The organism is Pseudomonas kuykendallii (assembly GCF_900106975.1).
GTDB classification, from domain to species: Bacteria; Pseudomonadota; Gammaproteobacteria; order Pseudomonadales; family Pseudomonadaceae; genus Pseudomonas_O; species Pseudomonas_O kuykendallii.
Genome location: NZ_FNNU01000004.1, coordinates 168730 through 187090 on the forward strand (window position 1 = coordinate 168730; position 18361 = coordinate 187090).

Sequence of the window (18361 nt, forward strand, 5' to 3'; positions counted from 1 at the left end):
AAGGTTTCAGGCACATCGTCCCGCCTGAAACCACAAAAAAGCCCGCCTCGCGCGGGCTTTTTCGTTTCCGCTCGCCGGGCATCCTGCCCCGGGCGTTCCGGCAGGTCGGCTCCGGCAACCGTTTGCGCCTACAATCGCGCATCCGCCCTCTCTCAAGGAGTCCCCGTGCAACCGGCGATCTCGATCCAGCAACTGACCAAGTCCTATGCCTCCGGCCACCACGCCCTGAAAGGCATCGATCTCGACATCCAGAAGGGTGAAATCTTCGCCCTCCTCGGCCCCAACGGGGCCGGCAAGACCACCCTTATCAGCATCGTCTGCGGCATCGTCAATCCCGGCGGCGGCAAGGTCAGCGTCGACGGCCACGACATCCTCGACGACTACCGCCTGGCGCGGGCGAAGATCGGCCTGGTGCCGCAGGAGCTGTTCAACGACGCGTTCGAAAGCGTCTGGGCGACCGTGAAGTTCAGCCGCGGCCTGTTCGGCAAGGGGCCGAACCCGGCGTACCTGGAGAAACTGCTGCGCGACCTGTCGCTGTGGGAGAAGCGCGAGGCGCGCATCTTCGAACTGTCCGGCGGGATGAAGCGCCGGGTGATGATCGCCAAGGCGCTGTCCCACGAACCGGACATCCTCTTCCTCGATGAGCCCACCGCTGGCGTGGACGTCGAGCTGCGCCGCGACATGTGGGAGATGGTCCGCGGCCTGCGCGAACGTGGGGTGACCATCATCCTCACCACGCACTACATCGAGGAGGCCGAGGAAATGGCCGACCGCATCGGCGTGATCAGTAAGGGCGAGATCATCCTGGTGGAGGACAAGGCCGTGCTGATGGACAAGCTCGGCAAGAAACAGCTCCGGCTGATCCTGCAGCGCCCTCTGCAAAGCATCCCGCCCGCGCTGGATGCCTACGCGCTGGAGCTGTCCGCCGATGGTAACGAGCTGGTCTACACCTTCGATGCGCAACGCCAGCACACCGGCATCGCCGAACTGCTGCGCCATCTGGGCGAGCACGGCATCGACTTCAAGGACCTGCAGTCCAGCCAGAGTTCGCTGGAGGACATCTTCGTCAATCTGGTAAGGGGCCGGGCATGAATTTCTATGCGATCCGCGCGATCTATCTGTTCGAGCTGGCACGCACCTGGCGCACGCTGATGCAGAGCATCGCCACGCCGGTGATTTCCACCTCGCTGTACTTCGTGGTGTTCGGCTCGGCGATCGGCTCGAGCATGGTGCAGATCCACGGCATCGACTATGCGGCCTTCATCGTGCCCGGCCTGGTGATGCTGGCGCTGCTCACCGAGAGCATTTCCAACGCGGCCTTCGGCATCTATATGCCCAAGTACTCGGGGACGATCTACGAAGTGCTGTCGGCGCCGATTTCCTCGTTCGAGATCGTCGTCGGCTATGTGGGTGCGGCGGCCACCAAGTCGGTGATCCTCGGCCTGATCATCATGCTCACCGCGCGGCTGTTCGTGACCTTCGAGATCGAGCATCCCTTGTGGATGCTGCTGTTCCTGGTGCTCACCGCGGTGACCTTCAGCCTGTTCGGCTTCATCGTGGGCATCTGGGCCGACGGCTGGGAGAAGTTGCAGATCGTACCGGCCCTGATCGTCACACCGCTGACGTTCCTCGGTGGCAGCTTCTACTCCATCAGCATGCTGCCGCCGGTGTGGCAGAAGATCACCCTGTTCAACCCGGTGGTCTACCTGATCAGCGCCTTCCGCTGGTGCTTCTATGGCGTGTCGGACGTGAACGTCGCGGTCAGCCTGGGAATGACGCTGCTGTTTCTCGGCGGTTGCCTGGCCATCGTCTTCTGGATGTTCAAGACCGGCTACCGGCTGAAAAGCTAGGTAACTGGAGCCAATAAAAAGCCCCGGCTTGCATGACAAGCCGGGGCCTTTTTATTAACGGCGCTTATTGCAGCCAGCTTTCCACGGTTTGTGCGCCGTGCTGTTCTTTCCAGGCTTTCAGGACTTTGTGGTTGCCGCCCTTGGTTTCCACCAGTTCGCCGGTTTTCGGATTCTTGTAAACCTTCAGCACGCGCTCCTTGCGCTGGCGTGCAGCCGCCTTGGGCGCGCTGCGCGAGCTGCTGCTGGCGCCCACGTCGAGCAGCTCGACGATGTCGCGCAGGCCTTTGTCATAGTGAGCCATCAGCGCTTTGAGCTTTTCCTCGAACTCCATTTCCTTCTTCAATCCAGCATCGGACTTCATGGATTCCATCTGCGCCAGTTGCTCGGCCAGTTTCTGTTCGAGTGCGCGAAATTCGGCAAGTTTTGACATGTTCATTAGTCCCCGGATTAGTTGTGGCAAGTGTTTTAATCCATCAGTTGTTTTTTTTCAAGAGAATTACGATCACCTCGGAACTAACGAATGATCCCTGCGCACTTATCGCGCCCGTTACAAACAGTCCGCACTCATCTCAACTTCCCTTTGGCTTCTACCGTTTCGCAGCGCCTGGAGGGTCGCTGTGTACCGTTCGAGTTGCCAGCCCCCACGAAAAAGTTCCGCCACAGTTGTCGAAAAATGCATGCCTACCGTTCGTAACCTTCCCTGAACTTTGCAAAAAAAACGTCCCTCCTAATCCATGCGAATTATGTAAATCCATGAACGAAGAGGAAATCCAGCATGGACAATAAAGAAGTAATCTCCGTACTCAACGACCTCATCGAAACCAGCAAAGACGGCGAAGAAGGCTTCCGCACCTGCGCCGAGGACATCAAGAACGCCGAGCTGAAGGCGCTGTTCGTCAGCCGCTCGCAAGCCTGCGCCAGCGCGGCTGCCGAGCTGCAGCAAGTGGTCCGCTCCCTGGGCGGCGACCCGGAAACGAGCACCAGCGTCAGCGCGGACCTTCACCGCCGCTGGGTCGACCTGAAGTCGATCATCACCGGTAAGGACGAAGAGTCCATTCTCAATGAGTGCGAGCGCGGTGAAGACGTCGCGATGAAGAGCTACAAGAACGCGCTCTCCAAGGATCTGCCGGCGAATATCCGCTCGATCGTAGAGAAACAGTTCGAAGGCGTTCAGCGCAATCATGATCAGGTGAAAGCCCTGCGCGATATCGCCCGCGCCAGCTGATTCCCGGCCGGCAGTTAGCGCTACGAAAATAACGCCACTTGCTGGCGTTATTTTTTTGCCTTTTTTATCGGTCTAACACAATCGACACGCGTCGTCGGCGCGATTTGAATGGTTATCCGAAATGTTAAAAACCCTTCACGAAATTTTCACAGGGCCTGTTCTAAGGTGAATCTCAGCTGAAGGAACAGCGCCCCGTCAAAGCCCGCTCCGGCGGGCTTTTTCTTTACCGCACGGAAAGTAGCGATGCAGCATCGATCCAAATCCCTTTCATCGTTAACGAGCCGATCCATCGAACTCGCTACCGGTGATCACCCCATCAGGACAGGCATCACGCCGGCTGTTACACTGCGCGCCTCCTTTCCTTGCGGGAGAGGACCCTCGGTAAGACCGCCCGCTGCACTCACAGGCAGCCGCAGCCCTTCCCCACTCCGATGTCTGGTAGCCACGTCTTCGCAAGAAGGTGTCTCGTTTGGCTAGTTACGGCTCATGGTTAATTCGAACCTGCCGATACACGTCAGCCAACCCCCTGCATCGGGCGGAACTTTCTTTCGCCCCTTCAGCTCCGATAAGGATCATTCGGCCACCCCATTTGGGCGGCGACTGCGGAGCTTCTAGTCAACGGCCCACGCCGTATTCGTTCAGGAACATATAAGAACCATGTCGATTCATCATCACGCACAAAACGCCATGAGCGCACTCACCGCGGCCTTCGCCCCGTTGAGCTGCCAGATCATGGCTCTCAGCCGCAAAGGCAACTTCAGTTTCACGCTGGTCAACGAGCACGGCATTGCCTGCCACACCGAACGCCTCTACCCCGATCAGTACATGGGCAACGAGCGTTTGCAGAACGTGATCGAGCGCACCCGCAAGGCAATGACTGCCTGACGCGGACGACGCGCACAAAAAAGGCGGTGGAGAGATCCACCGCCTTTTTTTATGCCGCCAATACCGTGATCAGCCGCCCGTGACGCTCATGAAGCGGACCACTTGGACCTGCTCGTCGTTGCGGAAGAAATGCCGCTCCGGCTTCAGATGCAGGGCCTCGACCAGCGCATGCCGCAGGCGTTGTGCGTCCCCCGGATGCCGACGCATCAAGGCCTTGAGGTCCAGTGCGCCCTCGTGGCCAAGACAGAGCACCAGCTTGCCTTCGGCGGTGACCCGCACCCGGTTGCAGTCGCCGCAGAAGTTGTTGCTATGCGGAGAGATGAAGCCGACCCGCGTGGCGCTGCCCGCCACCTGCCAATAGCGCGAGGGCCCGCCCGTGGCATGACTGGAGCGCACCAGCGCGTGGCGCTGCTCGATGCGTGCGCGCACCTCGTCGCTGGAGCAGAAGGTGATCTCGCGGCTGTGGCTGGAGACGCTGCCCAGTGGCATCTCCTCGATGAAGCTGATGTCGAGGTCGCGGGCCATGGCGAATTCCACCAGATCCAGCACCTCGTCATCGTTGCGGTCCCTCTGCACCACGCTGTTGAGCTTGATCCGCGAAAAACCGGCGGCGCGCGCGGCGTCGATGCCGGCCAGCACCTGGTCGAGGCTGTCGCGCCGGGTGAACTCGGCGAAGCGCTCGCGGCGCAGCGAGTCGAGGCTGATGTTCAGCCGTTTGACGCCCGCGGCGCGCAGCTTTCCGGCCAGGTGCGGCAACTGGGAACCGTTGGTGGTGATGGAGAGGTCTTCCAGCTCGTTGCGCGCACCGAGCTTTTCCAGCAGCCCGACTACGCCCTTGCGCACCAGCGGTTCGCCGCCGGTGATGCGGATGCGTTTGACGCCGAGGCCGATGAAGGCGTCGGCCACCGCATAGAGTTCTTCGAGCGTGAGTATCTGCGCCCGCGGGGCGAAGACCATGTCCTCGCTCATGCAGTAGGTGCAGCGAAAATCGCAGCGGTCGGTGACCGACAGGCGAAGGTAGGTGATGCGGCGCCCGAACGGGTCGACCAGTTGTTCGTCCGACATGGCGGATACCTGATACGGCAGGAGTCTTCGGCGTGGCCGCCGATGAAACCAGAAATGACGGTGCGGGTACACCACTAACCTCCAGCCGGCGCACCCTCTTCAATCCGACTGCCCCCGCCTTGAGGGGTTCAGGAGGCCGGTGCTAGCATGCGCCGACCGGTTTGCCGCCATCTGCTGCGGCGGCCCTGGACCGAGAGCGCCATGAGCAGTATCCGCGAACGCAACAAAGGATTGATCCTGCGCGCGGCCAGCGAGGAGTTCGCCGACAAGGGCTTCGCTGCCGCCAAGACCAGCGACATCGCAGCGAAAGCCGGCCTGCCCAAGCCCAACGTCTACTACTACTTCAAGTCCAAGGAAAACCTCTACCTGGAGGTCCTGGAAAGCATCGTCGAGCCGCTGCTGCACGCCTCGTCGCCGTTCAACCAGCCCGGCCGCCCGGCCGAGGTGCTGCGCAACTACATCCGCTCGAAGATCCGTATTTCCCGCGAACTGCCGCACGCCTCGAAGGTATTCGCCAGCGAGATCATGCACGGCGCGCCGCACCTCACCGCCGAACAGATCGAGCAACTGAACAACCAGGCGCGACACAACATCAACTGCCTGCAGGGCTGGATCGACGAAGGCCTGATGGCGCCGGTCGATCCTCATCACCTGCTGTTCAGCATCTGGGCCGCGACCCAGACCTATGCCGACTTCGACTGGCAGATTTCCGTGGTCACCGGCAAATCCACCCTCGCCGACAGCGACTACGATGCCGCGGCGGACACCATCACTCGCCTGGTGCTCAAAGGCTGCGAGGTGGACGAGCGAGACGCCCGGGCGAGCCAGATCAAGCGCGCCTGAACCAAAAGCGCACCCGCGACGACTTCAGCGGTCCATCTGATGGATGAGCCCAAGGCTCGCAGCATCGAGAATTCCATGGAAAACGGCAGCCGGCGCGAGCGCCTCAATCGGATCATCTTTTTCAGCGACACCCCCGCCGGCAAGCGCTTCGACAGCTGGCTGCTGGGGATCATCCTCGCCAGCCTCGTGGTGGTGATGGTCGACAGCATCCAGCCGTTGCATCAACGCTTCGGCACGCTCCTGCTGGCGCTGGAATGGGGCTTCACGCTGATCTTCGCCGTGGAATACCTGGTACGCGCCGCCGTGCATCCGAAACCGCTGCGCTACATGCTCAGTTTCTACGGGCTGATCGACCTGCTGGCGGTGCTCCCGGCGTTCCTCACGCTGATCTACCCGGACGCCCACTACCTGATGATCGTCAGGGTGGTGCGGATGCTGCGGATCTTCCGGGTGCTAAAGCTGACGCCCTACCTGAGCCAGGCCAACTTCCTGCTGGTGGCGCTACGCGGCAGCCGACAGAAGATCGTGGTGTTCCTGCTCAGCGTGAGCACCCTGGTGACCGTCTTCGGCACCCTGATGTACGTGGTCGAAGGGCCCGAGCACGGCTTCACCAGCATTCCGATGAGCATCTACTGGGCGATCGTCACCCTGACCACCGTCGGTTTCGGCGACATCGTCCCGAGGACGCCGCTGGGCCAGGCGCTCGCGGCGCTGGTGATGATCACCGGTTACTCGATCATCGCGGTGCCCACCGGGATATTCACCGCGGAGCTGGCCAACGCCATGCGCGGCGACACCCTGCAGCAACCCTGCCCGACCTGCAGCAAGGCGACGCACGAAGCCAACGCGGCGTTCTGCAGCCGTTGCGGAAGCCCGCTGTTCAACGCGAAACCCGAACGCGAGAGTTGATCGGCGGAGTCAGGGCGTGTTCGGGTTCGCTACCGGCGTCATGGCCTGGGCCGCGTCCCGATCCGCCGAATCGGCAAAACCGGTGGTCAGCACCCGCGGCCTGTTCGCCTGCGGATAACGCGCAGCCAGCAGCTCTGGAACCCCCGCCCGGTCGACCTCGACCCAGGGCCCGCTCGGGCGATCGCTCCAGTGCCAGGTGTCGGCGAAGCGGTAATAGACCTGACCTCGGTAATAGAGATCGCGGTCATCGTTCATGACGAACACCTTCAATTGCGGGTCCCAGCGGCCCTGGCCGAAACGCGGCGGCGGGCCGGCCTCGGCGGGGAGTTCGACAGCCGCCGGATAACTCTGGGCGACGCAGCTTTGCCGATCGATCATCGAGCAGCCAGCCAAGGGCAGCAGCAATCCCAGGCCGAGAGAGCGAAGGTTCATGCGGAGTCCTCCTCGTCACGCCGCGCGCAAATCCGCACGGCGTGAACATGGGACTGTCCGAAGCTCGCTAAAAGTCCCGAGCGATCGGCGCCGGATCAGGGATGCCGGCTGCGCAGGCCCGGCGGAACGCTGGGACCGTCAACGCTTTCCCAGGGGCCGTCGATGCGCCCCGCGCAGTACCAGCCCTGATCCCAGCGGTAATAAAGCCTTTCGCGGTAGTACAACTCCTTGTTGTCGACCACGTAGACGCCCAGGCGCGGGTCCCAGAAGGCGTCGCCCTGGGGCGGTGGAGCGTAGCGCGGGTGTGTCTTCATCACCGCCGGAGGCGCGGGAACCTTCGGTGCGGGCGGCGGCGCAGGCGCCTGGGTCGTGCCGGAAGGCAGTTGTTCCTGCGGCAGACGCGGCAACGGCTGGTCGTCAGAGGGGGCGTTGCGCCCGGCACAGGCGCCCAGCAGGAGGGCCATGCCCAGCACACCGGCCAGGCGAAACAGACGGCTTTGCCGGCCTGGTGGAAACTCGTTCATCGTCACTCCACGGCCGGCTACTTCCGGCGGGTTCAGGGGCTATCGGGGCTGTCGACGGTCAACTGCTGCACGTCCCTGGTGGAGGTATCGAGCGCCTTGCTGCGACCGATCCACTCCCCGGCGGTGGCGTTGCCGGCGCGGGAAATCCGCGCCACCAGTTCGACCTTCGGGAATTTGGACAATTGCAGTTGCGGCATCATTGCATCCGAATCGCGCAAAGTTACTTCGCTGGGCAGGTCGGCCACCGTCAGGCGCTTGGCCGCCAGCGGCATGGGCGGGCCGGATACCGCGCGGGCGAAGACGAACACGACGTCGCCCGGCTCGACCTTGGCTTTCAGCGCCTCCGCCAGCTGCACGCGGACTTTCAGCGCCACGCCGGTTTCGGCCACCGCGGGAGCCTCTTCCTGCGGGTGTTCGGCGAGCTGTTCGCGGGCACGCTGGATGCCGCCCTGCAACGCCGCGCGCGAGGGGTCTTCGGGGGGAAGCACGTTGACCAGGCGCTCCCAATAGCTGACGGCGTCCTGGAAGCGCTTGCCTTCGAAGGCCGAGATGCCCAGCAGACCGAGACTGGTGACTTCGTTCGGATCGCTTTTCAGCGCTTCGTCGGTGAGGTCCTGGATCGACGCGCTCCATTGCTTGCCACCGGCGAAATACAGCGCCTGCGCCCACTGCCCGAGCAGCTCGGGCTGGCGGCCGGCCAGTTCGACGGTGCGACTGAACGCCCTGACCGCATCGTCCGGGCGGCTCTGCGCCATGTAGCTACGGCCAAGGAAGTACCAACCTTCGGCGGAGTCCGGCTGCGCCTTGACCGCCTGCTCGAGGCGGATCGTCATCTCGGCGAGGCTGCGCGGCTGCTGGGAAAACTCGCGGGCCAGTTCGACTTTGTCGCTGGCGCCCCAGTGCAGGTACAGCGCGCCACCGAGCAGCGGCATCAGCACCGCCATGACCAGCGGCACCGTACGGCCCAGGCGGGCGCTGCGCTCGCGATCGCTGCCTTCGGCATCGGCGAGCAGCTCGCGCCCGGCTTCGGCACGGCCGGCTTCCAGCTGATCGTCGGTGAGGATGCCCGCCGCGTGCTGGGCGACCAGTTCGGCCTGGCGCTCCTCGTAGAGCGCGACGTTGAGCGCGGTGCGGTCTTCTTCGGTCTGGGCGCGGCGGCCACGGATCGCGGGAATCAGCAGAAATGCCAGGGCTACCAGCAACAGCAGGCCGGCGGCGAGCCAGAAATCGGTCATGGGGCGTTCTTATCCAGCGGGTCTTTGGTCATGAGGGCGGAAAGGCGGGCCTGCTCGTCGGCGGACAGCAATGCATCCTGCGGGCGTGCATCGACACGCCGGCGGCGAACCACGATCACCGTGATCGTCAGCAGGCCGCCGAGCAGCAAGGCCGCGGGGCCGAACCAGAGCAAGGCGGTGCGCCCTTCCAGCGGCGGCTTGTAGCGGACGAAGTCGCCGTAGCGGGCGACCATGTAGTCGACGATGTCGGCGTCGCTCTTGCCCTGCTGCAACTGCTCGTGGATCTGCTTGCGCAGGTCAGCGGCGATCGGCGAGTTCGAGTCGGCGATGTCCTGGTTCTGACATTTCGGGCAACGCAGTTCCTTGGTCAGCAAGCCGAAGCGCTCGCGTTGCGATTCGTCGGCGAACTCGTAGGTATCGATCGCCGCATGGACGAAGCCGGCCAGCAGCAGGCCGGCCAGCCCGATGAAGGATGCGCGCTTCATTGCCCGCCCTCCTCGCTGAGCTGCGTCCACAGCGGCGCCAGTTGCTCGCGCCAGACACGCTCGTTGATCTCGCCGACGTACTTGTGCCGGATGATCCCGTTGCGGTCGACGAGGAAGGTTTCCGGCGCGCCGTAGACGCCCAGGTCAAGGCCCAGGCTGCCCTCGACATCGCTGACGTCGAGGCCGTAGGGGTTGCCGTACTGCGCCAGCCAGCGCTGTGCGGCCGCGGTGTCGTCCTTGTAGTTGATGCCGTGGATGGTCACGCCCTGCTCCGCCAGCTTGTTCAGCATGGCGTGCTCTTCGCGGCAGGTCGGGCACCAGGTTGCCCAGACGTTGACCAGCGACGGCTTGCCCTTGAACACGGCCTCGGTCAGCGTGCTCTGGCCGTCCACCGAGGGCAGCGAGAACGCCGGGAACGGCTTGTCGATCAGCGCCGAAGGCTGCTCGGTGGGGTTCAGGAACAGACCGCGGTAGAGGAACACCGCAACCACCAGGAAGATCGCCAGCGGAATCAGCAGCAATGCGCGCCTCATGCGGGAACTCCTTCGGCCAGCGCGCCACGCACGCGGGCACGCACCTTGACCCGGTAACGCTTGTCCAGCGCCGCGAGTACGCCGCCCAGGGCGGTCATCAGGCCGCCGAGCCAGATCCAGCGGATGAACGGCTTGACGTGCACGCGCACTGCCCAGGCGCCGTTCTCCAGCGGTTCACCCAGGGCGACGTACAGGTCGCGGGTGAAGCCTCCATCGATGCCCGCCTCGGTCATCATCGAGTTCTGCACGCTGTAGAGGCGCTTTTCCGGATGCAGGAGCGCGATTTCGCGGTCGCCGTCTAGCACCCGGATACTGGCCCGGTCGGAGGTGAAGTTGGGGCCCTGGAAGTGCTTGGCGCCCTCGAAGACGAAACGATAGCCCCCCAGTTCGACGGACTCGCCCGGCGCCATGCGCAGGTCACGCTCGGCGTTGTACTGGCTGGAAAGCACGACGCCGAGGGCGCAGAAGGCGATGCCGAAATGCGCGAGCTGCATGCCCCAGTAGCTTCGGGTGAGGCTGCGCACGCCGGCGACGAGCCCCTTGTGGCGGGTCTTGTCGAACAGGTCGCGAACGCCGGCGAGCACCACCCAGGCCGACAGCATGCAGGTGGCGAGGACCGCCCAGTGGAAATCGCCGAGGAGGAACGCCGCCAGCGCGCCGATCACGCCGCTGCCGATCAGCACCGGCGTGAGCATGCCGACCAGCCAGTTCACCGGCGTGTCCTTCCAGCGCACCAGCACGCCGACCGCCAGGGTGAACATCACCAGCGCCATCAGTGGCAGGAACAGCGCGTTGAAGTACGGCGGCCCGACCGACAGCTTGGCGCCACTGATGGCATCCAGCAGCAACGGATAGAGCGTGCCCAGCAGGATCATCGACGCCGCCACGATGAGGATCAGGTTGTTCGCCAGCAGCAGGGTTTCCCGCGACCACAGGGCGAAGCCGACCTGGCTCTTGACCACCGGCGCGCGAATGGCGAACAGCGTCAGCGAGCCGCCCACCACCGCCAGCAGGAACATCAGGATGAACACCCCGCGCTCGGGATCGGCGGCGAAGGCGTGCACCGAGGTCAGCACCCCGGAGCGGACCAGGAAGGTGCCGAGCAGCGACAGCGAGAACGCCGCGATCGCCAGCAGCACCGTCCAGCTCTTGAACACGCCGCGCTTCTCGGTCACCGCCAGCGAGTGGATCAGCGCGGTGCCGACCAGCCACGGCATGAACGAGGCATTCTCCACCGGGTCCCAGAACCACCAGCCGCCCCAGCCGAGTTCGTAGTAGGCCCACCAGGAGCCGAGCACGATGCCTATGCCGAGGAAGGCCCAGGCGACGATCGTCCACGGCCTCGACCAGCGGGCCCAGGCGGCGTCGAGGCGCCCGCCGAGCAGCGCTGCGATGGCGAAGGCGAACGCCACCGAGAAGCCGACGTAGCCCATGTAGAGCATCGGCGGGTGCACGATCAGGCCGATGTCCTGCAACAGCGGGTTGAGGTCGCGGCCGTCCGCCGGGGATTGCGGCAGCAGGCGGTCGAACGGGTTGGAGGTCACGATCAGGAACAGCAGGAAACCGATGCTGATGATGCCCATCACGCCCAGCACACGGGCCAGCATGTCCTCCGGCAGCTGCCGGGAGAAGATCGAAACAGCAAAGGTCCAGCCGCCGAGGATCAGCGCCCAGAGCAGCAGCGAGCCCTCGTGGGCGCCCCACACGGCGCTGAACTTGTAATACCAGGGCAGCGCGCTGTTGGAGTTGCTGGCGACATAGGCGACGGAGAAGTCGTCGTTCATGAACGCCCAGGTCAGGCAGCCGAAGGAGAACGCCAGGAAGGCGAACTGCCCCCAGGCCGCCGGCTGCGCCAGGCGCATCCACTGGCGATCACCGCGCCAGGCACCGATCAGCGGCAGGCTCGACTGCACGATGGCCATGCACAGCGCCAGGATCAGCGCCAGGTGGCCCAGTTCGGGAACGATCAACGCAGCGCTCATCACTTGGCTCCCTCTGCGGACGACATCTGCCCGCTTTCCTTCAGCGCCTTGGTGACTTCCGGCGGCATGTATTTCTCGTCGTGCTTGGCCAGCACCTCGTCGGCGACCAGCACGCCATCGGCATCCAGCTTGCCGAGGGCGACGATGCCCTGGCCTTCGCGGAACAGGTCCGGGAGGATGCCGCGGTAGCGGATGGTCACGTTGCGGGCGAAGTCGGTGACGACGAACTGCACGTCCAGCGAATCGCCGGAACGCTGCAGCGAGCCCTTCTCGACCATGCCGCCGGCGCGGATGCGGGTATCCTTCGGCGCCTCGCCGTTGGCGATCTGCGTCGGCGTGTAGAACAGGTTGATGTTCTCCTGCAAGGCGGAGAGCGCCAGCGCCACGGCGATACCGACCCCGGCCAGGATGGCGAGGACGATGTAAAGGCGCTTCTTGCGCAACGGTTTCACTTGGATTCCTCCCGGCGCATACGGCGCGCCTCATCTTGCAGGTAACGCAGGCGCGCCAGGATCGGCAGGCCGAGGTTGAGCAGCAGCACGCCAAGGCACACGCCGTAGGCCGACCAGACGTAAAGGCCGTGATGGCCCATGGCGAGAAACTCGCCGAACGAGGAAAAACTCATCGCACGCCCTCCACCCGAGCCCGCACTTCCGCCTTGGCCCAGCTGCTGCGGGCTTCGCGGCGCAGCACTTCCAGACGCATGCGCATCAGCAGCACACAGGCGAAGAAACAGTAGAAGCCGATCACCATGATCAGCAGTGGCACCCACATTTCCGCCGGCATCGCCGGTTTCTCGGTGAGCTTGAAGGTGGCTGGCTGGTGCAGGGTGTTCCACCACTCCACCGAGTACTTGATGATCGGGATGTTGACCACTCCGACGATCGCCAGCACCGCGCACGCCTTGGCCGCACTGTCGCGGTTACTGATCGCCTGGCCGAGGGCGATGATGCCGAAATAGAGGAACAGCAGGATCAGCATCGAGGTCAGCCGCGCGTCCCAGACCCACCAGGCGCCCCAGGTCGGCTTGCCCCAGACGGCACCGGTGAACAGCGCGATGAAGGTCATCCAGGCGCCGATCGGCGCGGCCTGCTGCACCGCGACGTCGGCCAGTTTCATCTTCCAGATCAGTCCGACCGCGCCGGCCACGGCCAGCATGATGTAGCAGGACTGCGCCAGCAGCGCCGCCGGTACATGGATATAGATGATGCGGAAACTGTTGCCCTGCTGGTAATCCTGCGGCGCGAACGCCAGCGCCCACACCGTGCCCACGACCAACAGCAACGCCGCGGCGCAGGCCAGCCAGGGCAGCCAGCGCCCGCTGATCTCGTAGAACCACTTGGGCGAGCCCAGTTTGTGAAACCAAGTCCAGTTCATCGCAGCACTCATCGGTCTTCGGGGTGGCAATCGAGCGTCGACTCGCGCCCCGCTAATCGGGTTGTTCTTTTCTTATTCGCCGACGCTGATGGTCAGGCCCGCGGCTATCGCAAAGGGTGTCAGGGTAACCGCCAGAGCGGTCAGGCTGGCCATCCATAGCAGGTAGCCGGTGGTCGGCAATCCTTGCAGGGCCGCCTGCAGCACGCCGCTGCCAAGTATCAGCACCGGGATGTACAGCGGCAGAATCAGCAACGCCAGCAGCAGGCCACCGCGCTTGAGGCCGACGGTCAGCGCCGCGCCTACCGCGCCGAGCAGGCTCAGCACCGGCGTGCCCAGCAGCAGCGAGACCAGCAGCACCGGCAGGCAGCGGCCGGGCAAGCCGAGCATCAGCGCCAGCAGCGGCGCCAACAGTACCAGCGCCAGACCGGAAAACGCCCAATGCGCGAGGACTTTGGCCAGCACCAGCAGCGACAGCGGATGCGGCGAGACCACCCATTGCTCCAGCGAACCGTCCTCGAAGTCGCTTCGGAACAGGCCATCCAGAGAGAGCAGCACGGCGAGCAGCGCGGCGACCCAGACCAGCCCGGGCGACAGTGTCTGCAGGAGCTGCGTTTCCGGGCCGACAGCGAGGGGAAAGAGTGCGATGACGATGGCGAAGAACACCAGGGGGTTGGCCAATTCCGCCGGGCGCCGACACAAAAGGCGGGCTTCCCGGACCACGAGCAGGGTAAAGACGTTGCTCATGCGACGCGCTGCCCCAGGTCAAGGTCGCGATAACCGCTTGGCCGCAGCCCCAGAGTGTGGTGCGTGGTCAGCACGACGAGGCCGCCCCGCTCGCAGTGCCGCGCCAGATGCGCCTCCAGTTGAGCGACGCCGTGCTTGTCCAGCGCGGTGAAGGGCTCATCGAGAATCCACAGCGGTGGCGGCGCGAGATACAGCCGGGCCAGTGCGACGCGGCGCTGCTGGCCGGCGGAAAGCGTGTGGCAGGGAACATCCTCGAAACCCTTGAGTCCCACTTCGGCAAGGGCAGCCCAGATCGATGCGCGGGAAGCGCGATGGTGCAGCGCACTCAGCCAGGCGAGGTTTTCCTCGGCGCTGAGCAGGCCCTTGATGCCGGCGGCGTGACCGATCCAGAGCAGGTTGCGCGCCAGCTCGCCGCGTTGCGCATCGAGTGGCTGGCCTGCCAGGCGGACTTCACCGGATGTGGGCTGCATCAGACCGCAGAGCAGGCGCAGCAGGCTGGTCTTGCCGCTGCCGTTGGGCCCGGAGATCTGCAGCATCTGGCCGGCATGCAGTTGCAGATCGAGGCGCTCGAAGAGCATCCGCCAGTCGCGCTCGCAGGCCAGGGATACGGCTTCAAGGAAAGGGCTGGTCACCACATCGCTACCATGGACGTTCAAGAAGGCGAGATCCTTGCCGCTATACTGCAGACCCGTCGCGACGGATCGCTGTCGTTCTGGCCAGGGATGTTCCGAACTCGACGTGCTACCGGCGGGACGCCGCACACGCTGGTCTGGACGGGGCGGCATTATACATGCGAGGCCTGACCTCCAAAGCTGGCTTTTTCGACAGGTTGTAACCCGTTCATGACCGAGATCAGCGGACCGGCTGCCGTATCGACTGTTGCGCCCGCCGTGCGTCCAAACGCCACAGCCGGCGAAGTGGCCCTCAAGTTGCTGCAACCCCTCGAAGGCCTGCTGCTGCCTGGCGAAAGCGCCGACGCCGAAGTCCTCGCGGTCAAGCAGACCAGCGAGAGCTTCCAGGCCCTGCTGCGCCTGACTCTGGAAAGCGGTCGGCAGACCATCCTCGCCACCGCTACCAACCGTCCGTTGGAGTTGGGGAGCGCCTTCGGCGTCACCGCCCTCTCCGAAACCAGCCTGACCGCCGCCTTGCAGAATGCCGCAAAGGGCGCCGCCGGGCAGCCGATGATCATGCTCGACCTCGACGAGCTGCCGCCGGGCACGCTGTTGCAGGGCAAGGTCACCGCTAGCCAGCCACTGCCGCAGACGCCCGGTGAACCGCAGGCGTTCAAGGTCATCGTCACCCTGCTCAACACCGCGCAGGCCGGCAGCAAGCTGGTCATCGAAACCAATCTGCAACTAGGTCTGGGCAGCCTGCTCACCGCCGAAGTCAAAGGCAGCCAGGAGCTGAACTTCCTGCCGCTGAGCGGCCGCCTCGACCAGCTCGAACTGGGCCAGCAACTGACCAACCAGGCCGGCCGCCAGGGTTCGCTGGACAACCTGACGCGGGCGCTGTTCAACCTCAGCAGCCAGCCGGATCTGCCGGAAGCGCTGAATGCCAGCGTCGACAAGCTGCTGGCGAGCATGCCGGACATCCAGGAACTGACCGATCCGAAGGCGCTGGCCAAGGCGCTCGACGCCAGCGGTCTGTTCCTCGAAGCGAAACTGCTGCAGGGCCAGGGCGGCGCCCTGCCCCTCGACCTGAAAGCCAACCTGCTGCGCCTGATCTCGCAACTGTCGCCGGGGCTGACCCCGGACAGCCCGCAACTGGGGCCCAACAGCGGCGCGATGATGGCGCAGGCGCTGCCCGCCTTCGTCCGCAATGCGCTGGGCGCACTGGGGCAGGCCGGCGCGCGCCAGCAGGCGATGGGCTTTCCGCTGCCCTCCGGCCTGATGCAATCGCTGGAGGACGAGGACGACCTGGAGAGCCTGCTCAAGCTCGCCGCCGCCGCGGTGTCGCGGCTGCAGACGCACCAGCTGTCGAGCCTCGCGCAATCTCAGGTGCTGCCGGACGGCACCCACCTGACGACCTGGCAGCTGGAGTTGCCGATGCGCGCCCAGCAAAACCTCGTGCCGCTGCAGATCAAGCTGCAGAAGGAAGAACTGCCGTCGCCCAAAGGCCGCCAGGAAGACGGGGAAAAAATCTGGAAAGTCGAACTGGCCTTCGACCTGGCCCCGCTCGGCCCGCTGCAGGTACAGGCGCAGCTGATTCGTGGCGCGCTCTCCAGCCAGCTGTGGGCTGAACAGGCGCGCACGGCCGAACTGATCGACCACGAACTAGGGCATCTGCGCGAGCGCCTCGTCGAAGCCGGCCTGCAGGTCAGCGAACTGGCCTGTCGCAAGGGCCAGCCGCCCCGGGGGCCCCGCACAACGCTCGAACAACGCTGGGTGGACGACACCGCATGAGGAGATCGAGATGAGCGGACGCCAGGCGATCGCGCTGAAATACGACGGTCAGAGCGCCCCGACGCTGAGCGCCAAGGGTGACGACGAGCTTGCCGAGGCGATTCTCGCCATCGCCCGCGAATGCGAGGTGCCGATCTACGAGAACGCCGATCTGGTGCGGATACTGGCGCGGCTGGAACTGGGCGATGCGATCCCCGAGGCGTTGTACCGCACCATCGCCGAGATCATCGCGTTCGCCTGGTACCTCAAGGGCAAGGCCCCTCAAGGCTTTGGCGAACGCCGGGAGCGCGAGTTCAGCAATCCGCCGCTGCGCCTGGAAGGCCCCATCAGGGACTGAACGCGACCACCTCGCCCGCCAGGCCCTTGCCCTGCGGATAGTCCTGCAGCATCCATGCGAAGTAGCCCTCGCGGAAGTAGAACACCTGCTTGTATCCCCACTTGACCGCCAGCGCGGAGGCCACGGCGCCGCGCGGGCAGACATCGCTGTCGCAGTAGATCACCAGCGGGACCTCGCGTGGCCATTCGGGGCGTGCAAGACCGGCGAAACGCTCGGAGAGCTCGAGGTGCACGGCGCCATGCACATGCCCCCAGCTCCACTCGCTCACCGGACGCACATCGATGAACACCGCGCCCAAGTCGAAAAGACGCTTGGCCTGTTCCACGTTCACGGTCATAGCACCGGCGATACGCTCGGGCGCCTCTTGCGCCTGCACGTAACCGGTCGTCAGCAGCATCAGCAGGAATATGCGCAACATGGCGGCCTCCGAGGTCCTCGGGCGAGAACCCACCCTCAGCGAAAGAAACGCGCGCAAATGAATGCCGTGAGCATGAGCCGCGTAAAGGTAGGAGGGAAAGCGAGCGGATGGGTTCCGGGGAGGGAGACGAACGGTGTGGCTCAGCCCTTGCGTTGCGACTGATGGAGCTTGGCGACCAGTTCCGCTTCGGCTTTGGACAGCCCGCAGGACTGGGTCAGGTCATCGACGCTCGCGCCCAGCCCGACCAGCCGCGCCGCCTGGGTGAAGGAAAGGCTGGAGGGGTCGCGTTGTTCGATCTGGGTCAGCTTGTCGGGCAACGGGGCGACGGTGCGGCGCAGCTCGTGCAGCTCCTCGCCCATGCGGATGCTGCCGGTAAGGTAGGCATCCAGACGCTTGCTCAGTTCCTTGATGCGCTGGTCGCGCGCATTATCGCGCTCGGCCTGCTGCCGCGCCTGTTGGCGCTGGCCCTGCGCCAGCCACCAGCAAACATAACCCAGCCCGACGCAGACCAGGGCAAGAAAGACCAGCGCGGCTTCCAGCATCAGATGCTCTCGAGTTCCGACCACTCTTCCTCGGACATCATCTTGTCCAGCTCGACCAGGATCAGCAGTTCGCCGTTCTTGTTGCAGACGCCCTGGATGAACTTGGCCGACTCGTCGTTACCGACGTTGGGCGCGGTCTCGATTTCCGACTGACGCAGGTAGACCACTTCGGCGACGCTGTCGACGAGGATGCCCACGACCTGCTTGTCCGCTTCGATGATGACGATGCGGCTGTTGTCGGTGATGGAGGCCGAATCCAGACCGAAACGCTGGCGCGTGTCGATCACGGTGACCACGTTGCCACGCAGGTTGATGATCCCGAGCACGTAGCTGGGCGCGCCCGGGACCGGAGCGATCTCGGTATAGCGCAGCACTTCCTGCACCTGCATCACGTTGATGCCGTAGGTCTCGTTATCCAGGCGGAAGGTCACCCACTGCAGAATGGGATCTTCGGAGCCTTGCGCAGATGTCTTCTTCATATCCCAGCCTCTTCAATCACCGCAGGCGCGGTATGCGCGGGTTGCTTCCCGCCGTTGTCGTTGTCGCTCGCGCCAATCTGCGCGAGCCGTGGAT

Annotated in this window: 24 protein-coding genes; 8 read left to right on the forward strand and 16 right to left on the reverse strand. The window is 64.5% G+C overall.

The features are described 5' to 3' along the window. The first annotated feature begins 165 nt into the window (after positions 1-165). Both BLV15_RS14120 and BLV15_RS14125 read left to right on the forward strand, forming a co-directional pair. Positions 166-1092, forward strand: a complete 927-nt coding sequence (locus BLV15_RS14120) for an ABC transporter ATP-binding protein (RefSeq protein ID WP_175534361.1) — start codon at positions 166-168, stop codon at positions 1090-1092. Then, positions 1089-1850, forward strand: a complete 762-nt coding sequence (locus BLV15_RS14125) for an ABC transporter permease (protein ID WP_090229473.1) — start codon at positions 1089-1091, stop codon at positions 1848-1850. Before BLV15_RS14120 ends, BLV15_RS14125 begins: the two co-directional genes overlap by 4 nt. Before the next feature lie 64 nt (positions 1851-1914). Here the strand turns inward: BLV15_RS14125 and BLV15_RS14130 are convergent, their stop codons facing one another. Beyond that, on the reverse strand, positions 1915-2280 hold the full coding sequence (locus BLV15_RS14130) for a histone-like nucleoid-structuring protein, MvaT/MvaU family (RefSeq protein ID WP_090230372.1): 366 nt from the start codon (positions 2278-2280) through the stop codon (positions 1915-1917). Between the two features lie 345 nt (positions 2281-2625). Between BLV15_RS14130 and BLV15_RS14135 the strand changes: the two genes are divergently transcribed. Further along, positions 2626-3075 carry a PA2169 family four-helix-bundle protein gene (locus BLV15_RS14135; RefSeq protein ID WP_090229476.1) on the forward strand — a complete coding sequence of 150 codons (450 nt, stop codon included), beginning with the start codon at positions 2626-2628 and terminating at the stop codon, positions 3073-3075. A gap of 657 nt (positions 3076-3732) precedes the next feature. Continuing rightward, positions 3733-3960, forward strand: a complete 228-nt coding sequence (locus BLV15_RS14140; RefSeq protein WP_090229479.1) for a hypothetical protein — start codon at positions 3733-3735, stop codon at positions 3958-3960. A gap of 69 nt (positions 3961-4029) precedes the next feature. Here BLV15_RS14140 and moaA read toward each other — a convergent pair whose 3' ends face one another. Beyond that, the gene (gene moaA / locus BLV15_RS14145) at positions 4030-5025 is read right to left on the reverse strand and encodes a GTP 3',8-cyclase MoaA (protein WP_090229481.1); all 996 of its coding nucleotides are present in this window, start codon (positions 5023-5025) and stop codon (positions 4030-4032) included. Positions 5026-5226: 201 nt separating this feature from the next. Between moaA and BLV15_RS14150 the strand changes: the two genes are divergently transcribed. Further along, on the forward strand, positions 5227-5868 hold the full coding sequence (locus BLV15_RS14150; RefSeq protein ID WP_090229484.1) for a TetR/AcrR family transcriptional regulator: 642 nt from the start codon (positions 5227-5229) through the stop codon (positions 5866-5868). 39 nt (positions 5869-5907) lie between these two features. Then, complete coding sequence (locus tag BLV15_RS14155; RefSeq protein WP_305087434.1) at positions 5908-6777, forward strand: ion transporter; 870 nt, start codon at positions 5908-5910, stop codon at positions 6775-6777. A gap of 9 nt (positions 6778-6786) precedes the next feature. On the opposite strand, the gene BLV15_RS14160 is transcribed toward BLV15_RS14155, so the two are convergent. The 11 genes from BLV15_RS14160 to ccmA all read right to left on the reverse strand — a co-directional run bounded on the left by BLV15_RS14160 (position 6787) and on the right by ccmA (position 14721). Next, positions 6787-7209: a hypothetical protein gene (locus tag BLV15_RS14160; protein ID WP_090229487.1), complete on the reverse strand. Its 423-nt coding sequence runs from the start codon at positions 7207-7209 to the stop codon at positions 6787-6789. A 95-nt stretch (positions 7210-7304) separates the two neighbouring features. Then, on the reverse strand, positions 7305-7733 hold the full coding sequence (locus BLV15_RS14165; RefSeq protein ID WP_090229488.1) for a hypothetical protein: 429 nt from the start codon (positions 7731-7733) through the stop codon (positions 7305-7307). Between the two features lie 32 nt (positions 7734-7765). Continuing rightward, complete coding sequence (ccmI, locus tag BLV15_RS14170) at positions 7766-8968, reverse strand: c-type cytochrome biogenesis protein CcmI (protein WP_090229490.1); 1203 nt, start codon at positions 8966-8968, stop codon at positions 7766-7768. Next, on the reverse strand, positions 8965-9453 hold the full coding sequence (locus BLV15_RS14175) for a cytochrome c-type biogenesis protein (RefSeq protein WP_090229492.1): 489 nt from the start codon (positions 9451-9453) through the stop codon (positions 8965-8967). Before BLV15_RS14175 ends, ccmI begins: the two co-directional genes overlap by 4 nt. Further along, positions 9450-9986, reverse strand: a complete 537-nt coding sequence (locus BLV15_RS14180) for a DsbE family thiol:disulfide interchange protein (RefSeq protein WP_090229494.1) — start codon at positions 9984-9986, stop codon at positions 9450-9452. The genes BLV15_RS14175 and BLV15_RS14180 overlap by 4 nt, the downstream gene beginning before the upstream one ends. Further along, positions 9983-11953 carry a heme lyase CcmF/NrfE family subunit gene (locus BLV15_RS14185; protein ID WP_090230379.1) on the reverse strand — a complete coding sequence of 657 codons (1971 nt, stop codon included), beginning with the start codon at positions 11951-11953 and terminating at the stop codon, positions 9983-9985. The genes BLV15_RS14180 and BLV15_RS14185 overlap by 4 nt, the downstream gene beginning before the upstream one ends. Before the next feature lie 14 nt (positions 11954-11967). Beyond that, entirely contained in the window at positions 11968-12420 is a 453-nt protein-coding gene (gene ccmE, locus BLV15_RS14190; protein WP_090229497.1) for a cytochrome c maturation protein CcmE, read from the reverse strand. Beyond that, positions 12417-12593: a heme exporter protein CcmD gene (ccmD, locus tag BLV15_RS14195; protein ID WP_090229499.1), complete on the reverse strand. Its 177-nt coding sequence runs from the start codon at positions 12591-12593 to the stop codon at positions 12417-12419. The genes ccmE and ccmD overlap by 4 nt, the downstream gene beginning before the upstream one ends. Further along, on the reverse strand, positions 12590-13345 hold the full coding sequence (locus tag BLV15_RS14200; RefSeq protein ID WP_090229502.1) for a heme ABC transporter permease: 756 nt from the start codon (positions 13343-13345) through the stop codon (positions 12590-12592). Before BLV15_RS14200 ends, ccmD begins: the two co-directional genes overlap by 4 nt. A gap of 72 nt (positions 13346-13417) precedes the next feature. Beyond that, positions 13418-14089, reverse strand: a complete 672-nt coding sequence (ccmB, locus tag BLV15_RS14205) for a heme exporter protein CcmB (protein ID WP_090229505.1) — start codon at positions 14087-14089, stop codon at positions 13418-13420. After that, complete coding sequence (gene ccmA, locus BLV15_RS14210) at positions 14086-14721, reverse strand: cytochrome c biogenesis heme-transporting ATPase CcmA (protein ID WP_090230381.1); 636 nt, start codon at positions 14719-14721, stop codon at positions 14086-14088. The genes ccmB and ccmA overlap by 4 nt, the downstream gene beginning before the upstream one ends. A 210-nt stretch (positions 14722-14931) precedes the next feature. On the opposite strand from ccmA, the gene fliK reads away from it, so the two are divergent. Both fliK and BLV15_RS14220 read left to right on the forward strand, forming a co-directional pair. Beyond that, the gene (gene fliK / locus BLV15_RS14215; RefSeq protein WP_090229507.1) at positions 14932-16491 is read left to right on the forward strand and encodes a flagellar hook-length control protein FliK; all 1560 of its coding nucleotides are present in this window, start codon (positions 14932-14934) and stop codon (positions 16489-16491) included. Between the two features lie 10 nt (positions 16492-16501). Beyond that, positions 16502-16828 (forward strand): EscU/YscU/HrcU family type III secretion system export apparatus switch protein, encoded by a 327-nt coding sequence (locus tag BLV15_RS14220; protein WP_090229510.1) that lies wholly within the window; start codon positions 16502-16504, stop codon positions 16826-16828. Here the strand turns inward: BLV15_RS14220 and BLV15_RS14225 are convergent. The 3 genes from BLV15_RS14225 to BLV15_RS14235 form a co-directional block, all read right to left on the reverse strand. Then, the gene (locus BLV15_RS14225) at positions 16818-17246 is read right to left on the reverse strand and encodes a rhodanese-like domain-containing protein (RefSeq protein WP_090229512.1); all 429 of its coding nucleotides are present in this window, start codon (positions 17244-17246) and stop codon (positions 16818-16820) included. The genes BLV15_RS14220 and BLV15_RS14225 overlap by 11 nt on opposite strands. A 140-nt stretch (positions 17247-17386) precedes the next feature. After that, a complete protein-coding gene (locus BLV15_RS14230; RefSeq protein ID WP_090229515.1) occupies positions 17387-17788 on the reverse strand; it encodes a DUF2802 domain-containing protein in 402 nt (133 codons plus the stop codon). Then, on the reverse strand, positions 17788-18267 hold the full coding sequence (locus tag BLV15_RS14235) for a chemotaxis protein CheW (protein WP_090229518.1): 480 nt from the start codon (positions 18265-18267) through the stop codon (positions 17788-17790). Before BLV15_RS14235 ends, BLV15_RS14230 begins: the two co-directional genes overlap by 1 nt. Between the last annotated feature and the right edge of the window lie 94 nt (positions 18268-18361).